Raw genomic sequence first — 3,775 nt, forward strand, 5'->3', positions numbered from 1 at the left:
AATAATATAATAATATAATAATATAATAATATAATAATATAATAATATAATAATATAATAATATAATAATATAATAATATAATAATATAATAATATAATAATATAATAGTTATACCTTAACACTATTTTCATTGTATGTCGTGTAGTTTCTATGAATTTGGCAAATTATTATTTAAGACTTAATGAAATTATAAAAATTACTACTAACCTTATTGTTAGAATTCGCTCCCTAATTTCAGGTAATAACTGAGATTTTCATGGAATAGGTACTCTTTATGAAATTAAGTATGAAGTTAAGAGAGTTATTGTGCTCTTTATTGTCAGCTCATGCAGCAACCTCTTTGATTTATTTTTCATATATGTATGGTGAAATAACCAATCAAATTATATTACAGGTGTTTTTTTTAGGCTCAGTCTGTATTGCATTATTTTTATTTATAAGAAATAGTTTGTCACATGTAGTATTAATTTCATCATTAATTAAATTAGTAATAATATTGTCACATAATGAATTATATTTAACACGATATGTGGATATTTTTTTGTCTGGCTTGATAGCGTCCACTAGTATAATATTTGCTATAGGCGAGGTGTCTAAATCAGAAAGTAAGCCTAAAGCATCGTCCAGATTGCTTATATATATTAATATCATAACGTTAACCTTAGTTTCAGTTTTGAGCTATCTATCTACCCCTTCCTTTATTACTACCGTTTACCTCGCATCATTGCTTTTAATTATTTTTTATATGTACATAGGTGGTCATGGCTCGCTTGAACGGCCTAATTACACTAGGATTTACGCTGTTTTTAAGAAGATCCCAACAATTGCGATTTTAGTTTATATGTGTGCAGTTTTTACTATTAATACATTTTACTTAATCGTTGGTGAACTGGACCTTAATAGTGGTTATTTTAACGAATTCACTGTCTTTTATATCCAGTTGGCTTTTATTATAGGCGTCTTCATAAGCTTTATAACTATTAAAAAGATAAACATAAACTTCAATAAGTATAGTTTTTTAGGGCTTACACTAATAAGCGTAACATTTTTTGTTTTTAAAGACTCATTCGAACGCGTTTCTGTTCCCACTTTTCTTGGAAGTCTTGTTATAGGATTTCTAACCTCATTTGTAATTTCAAATACAATTTCTGAGTTTTCTACTTTATCTAAAAATTACGAAAAAATAACTCTAGTTACATGCTTAACGGCAGGTCAGTTCTTCTTGTCAATTATTGTGCAAGGTGGCTCAAAGTTAGTAGGAGTGGCTGTTACGGATTGGGATACAGTAATCTACATCACCTTATTACCTATAGCAGCGAAGGTTTTAATACCTAAATATCTCACACATGAAAAAGGAAGGGAGAAAAATGTTATCTGAAAACCAAATAAATGAAATAAGTTACACAGACTTTGTCGCTTTTATTAATCAAACGAATGTACCGCCAGGTTCACTTTCAACGGTCACTCGTTGGAGAATTAACTCTAACATTTCAGAAGATTCTCATGCGCTAGAAGTTGCTTGTACAACAGGTTTCTCGATTAACAACTTAGTATTAGAATCCGGATGTACTGGCGTTGGTATCGATATAAGCGAACCTTCAATAGAACGGGCAAAGGAGAATGCTGCTAAGTTAGGCATCGAAAGTAAAGTCGATTTTCGTTACGCAGATGCAACATTATATGAAACAAATAAAAAGTTTAGTCATATTATTGTTGGCGCAGGTTTAGGGTTCTTTCCACAACCAGAATTAATGATCAATCAAATGAATAAACTTTTTGCTGATGCAGGTTACTTACTTGCCTCTCCTTTCTATGTGACCTCTGAAATTCCTGACGATATTATTGATAAAGCTGAAAAATTGTTTGGTATAAAACCAACTACTGGCACCTATAAAGATGTCATGAGCCTTTATAAGGGATTTGAGGTTTATTATGAAGATCGACTTAAGCCAGAGCTTGAGACAGAAGAAGAGATGCATCATTACTGTAATTCAACTATTAATCGTATTGTATCAGAAGAAAGCATTGTCGATAAGTCTGTCATTAATGCGATGTATAAGCGTCTGTACTCAATTAAAGAAATGTCAAATATTCTAAGAAAGTATCAAGAATATTCTGTTTGTGTGTTTAAGTACAACGCAAATACCTACTCTAAACGTTTTATTGAACTGTTTTAATAAGGTTAAATTATGATTCTTACCGGAAGTAAAATTGAATCTGAGTTTATTAATGGCAATATTGACCTTATTCCATTTAATAAAGAACAGTGCAACCCTAATAGCTACAACTATCTATTAGGCGAAACTCTAAAAGAGTACATAGGTAAAGATAGGAACAATAAAAATTTATTCAGGGAAATTGTAATACCCGAAGAAGGATTTGTTTTACTTCCGGGTAAGATGTGCCTAGGCGTAACAAATGAAGTTATTGGTAGTAATAGATATGCAATGTCCTTAATTGGTAGAAGCTCTTTAGGACGATATGGGTTGTTTCTGCAAATTTCTGCAGACCTTGGCCATACAACTTCATCTCATCGATGGACATTAGAACTGTATGCGTGCTTGCCAATTAGAGTTTACCCCAGAATGCCTATTGGGCAGGTTTCATTTTGGAATAACAAAGGTGACATTTCATGTCTAGGTAAAAAATTTGCACTTTATAATAAACCTATGGAGAGTCATATCTAATGATATTAACAGGTAACAAGATAAGTGATGAAGTAAATAAAGGTAATATTGTAATCATGCCTTTTTACAAAACACAATTGAGTACAAACTCATATGATATTAGATTAGGTGAGAAGTACATTAAATATGAAGATGGTGTTATAGACCCAAAGAAACCTGCCAGATATTCTACTCATAATATCCCTAAAATGGGACTGAATCTTAAGCCTGGAAACTTTATTCTAGGTGAATCCAAAGAAGTTATCGGGAGTGAACATTATGTCCCTATGCTTCACGCAAAATCGGGAACTGCAAGATCTGGACTTTTCGTTCATGTTACTGCTGATCTTATTGACATAGGTTCTGTTGGGAAAATTACTTTTCAATTATTTGCCACATTACCAGTTACAGTTTACCCAGATATGTTGATTGGGCAGATGTCCTTTTGGGTACCAGATGGTGAGATTGAGTTGTATAACGGGAAATATCAGCACTCGAGTGGGCCGATGCCGTCGAAAACATTTCTAGATTATGCTTAATTTTGATGTAGGAAGCTAGATATATGAAGATTGTTAATGAATTAACAAGTGTTCATCTGTTGGAATTTTCTGATAGTGATTACTCTGGTATGGCATATAAGTACAAAGGGCCCAATATAAATACATTTGATGAAAATAAACGGATTGCCATGAGTCTACCTCAAGACTATTGCATTCAGATTATCAATGAAGGAGGTTTTTCAATAATCAATAAAATTCATGACTCACTAGCGCAGTATATAAATGATAAGTATATATTAGGCAATTTTATTCATGAATTAACTTTAGCTATTAAAAGCCTAGCCTCAGTTATCTCGATAGACTTTAATTTGGCCTCATTAAGGATCGTAGATGAAAAATATATAGAGAAAGAACATCCGTCTGTAAGTAATTTGTATCATAGAGACTCTTCTTCGCTTACGTTGACTAAAACTTTCTATGGTGAAGGGGCATTGTATTTAGATGAATCAAATGTAAATAGAGAGTTCTTTGTGGATAATTCAATTGCAACACACGATTCATTAGCAATGATTGATCCGAAAAAATTTGAAGTTGTAGGTGATGGCATT

At 32.1% G+C, this 3,775-nt stretch carries 5 protein-coding genes; all 5 read left to right on the top strand.

The window, feature by feature from the left end:
• Positions 1 to 275 precede the first annotated feature (275 nt).
• A complete protein-coding gene (locus PR809_RS19900) occupies positions 276 to 1,379 on the top strand; it encodes a hypothetical protein (protein ID WP_239979200.1) in 1,104 nt (367 codons plus the stop codon).
• Positions 1,369 to 2,178: a class I SAM-dependent methyltransferase gene (locus PR809_RS19905; RefSeq protein ID WP_195698600.1), complete on the top strand. Its 810-nt coding sequence runs from the start codon at positions 1,369 to 1,371 to the stop codon at positions 2,176 to 2,178. Before PR809_RS19900 ends, PR809_RS19905 begins: the two co-directional genes overlap by 11 nt.
• Positions 2,179 to 2,190: 12 nt before the next feature.
• Positions 2,191 to 2,688, top strand: a complete 498-nt coding sequence (locus PR809_RS19910) for a dCTP deaminase (RefSeq protein WP_206277121.1) — start codon at positions 2,191 to 2,193, stop codon at positions 2,686 to 2,688.
• On the top strand, positions 2,688 to 3,206 hold the full coding sequence (gene dcd / locus PR809_RS19915; protein WP_195698598.1) for a dCTP deaminase: 519 nt from the start codon (positions 2,688 to 2,690) through the stop codon (positions 3,204 to 3,206). Before PR809_RS19910 ends, dcd begins: the two co-directional genes overlap by 1 nt.
• A gap of 23 nt (positions 3,207 to 3,229) precedes the next feature.
• Positions 3,230 to 3,775 (top strand): hypothetical protein (locus PR809_RS19920; RefSeq protein ID WP_272524682.1); only part of this gene is annotated, 546 nt, incomplete at its 3' end.

The organism is Providencia sp. PROV201, from assembly GCF_028479545.1.
Taxonomy (GTDB): domain Bacteria; phylum Pseudomonadota; class Gammaproteobacteria; order Enterobacterales; family Enterobacteriaceae; genus Providencia; species Providencia huaxiensis.

Bases quoted from the DNA above. Each gene is read 5' to 3' on its own strand.
- PR809_RS19905 (WP_195698600.1), top strand. From the start codon at position 1,369: ATGTTATCTGAAAACCAAATAAATGAAATAAGTTACACAGACTTTGTC.
- dcd (WP_195698598.1), top strand. From the start codon at position 2,688: ATGATATTAACAGGTAACAAGATAAGTGATGAAGTAAATAAAGGTAAT.
- PR809_RS19900 (WP_239979200.1), top strand. From the start codon at position 276: ATGAAATTAAGTATGAAGTTAAGAGAGTTATTGTGCTCTTTATTGTCA.
- PR809_RS19910 (WP_206277121.1), top strand. From the start codon at position 2,191: ATGATTCTTACCGGAAGTAAAATTGAATCTGAGTTTATTAATGGCAAT.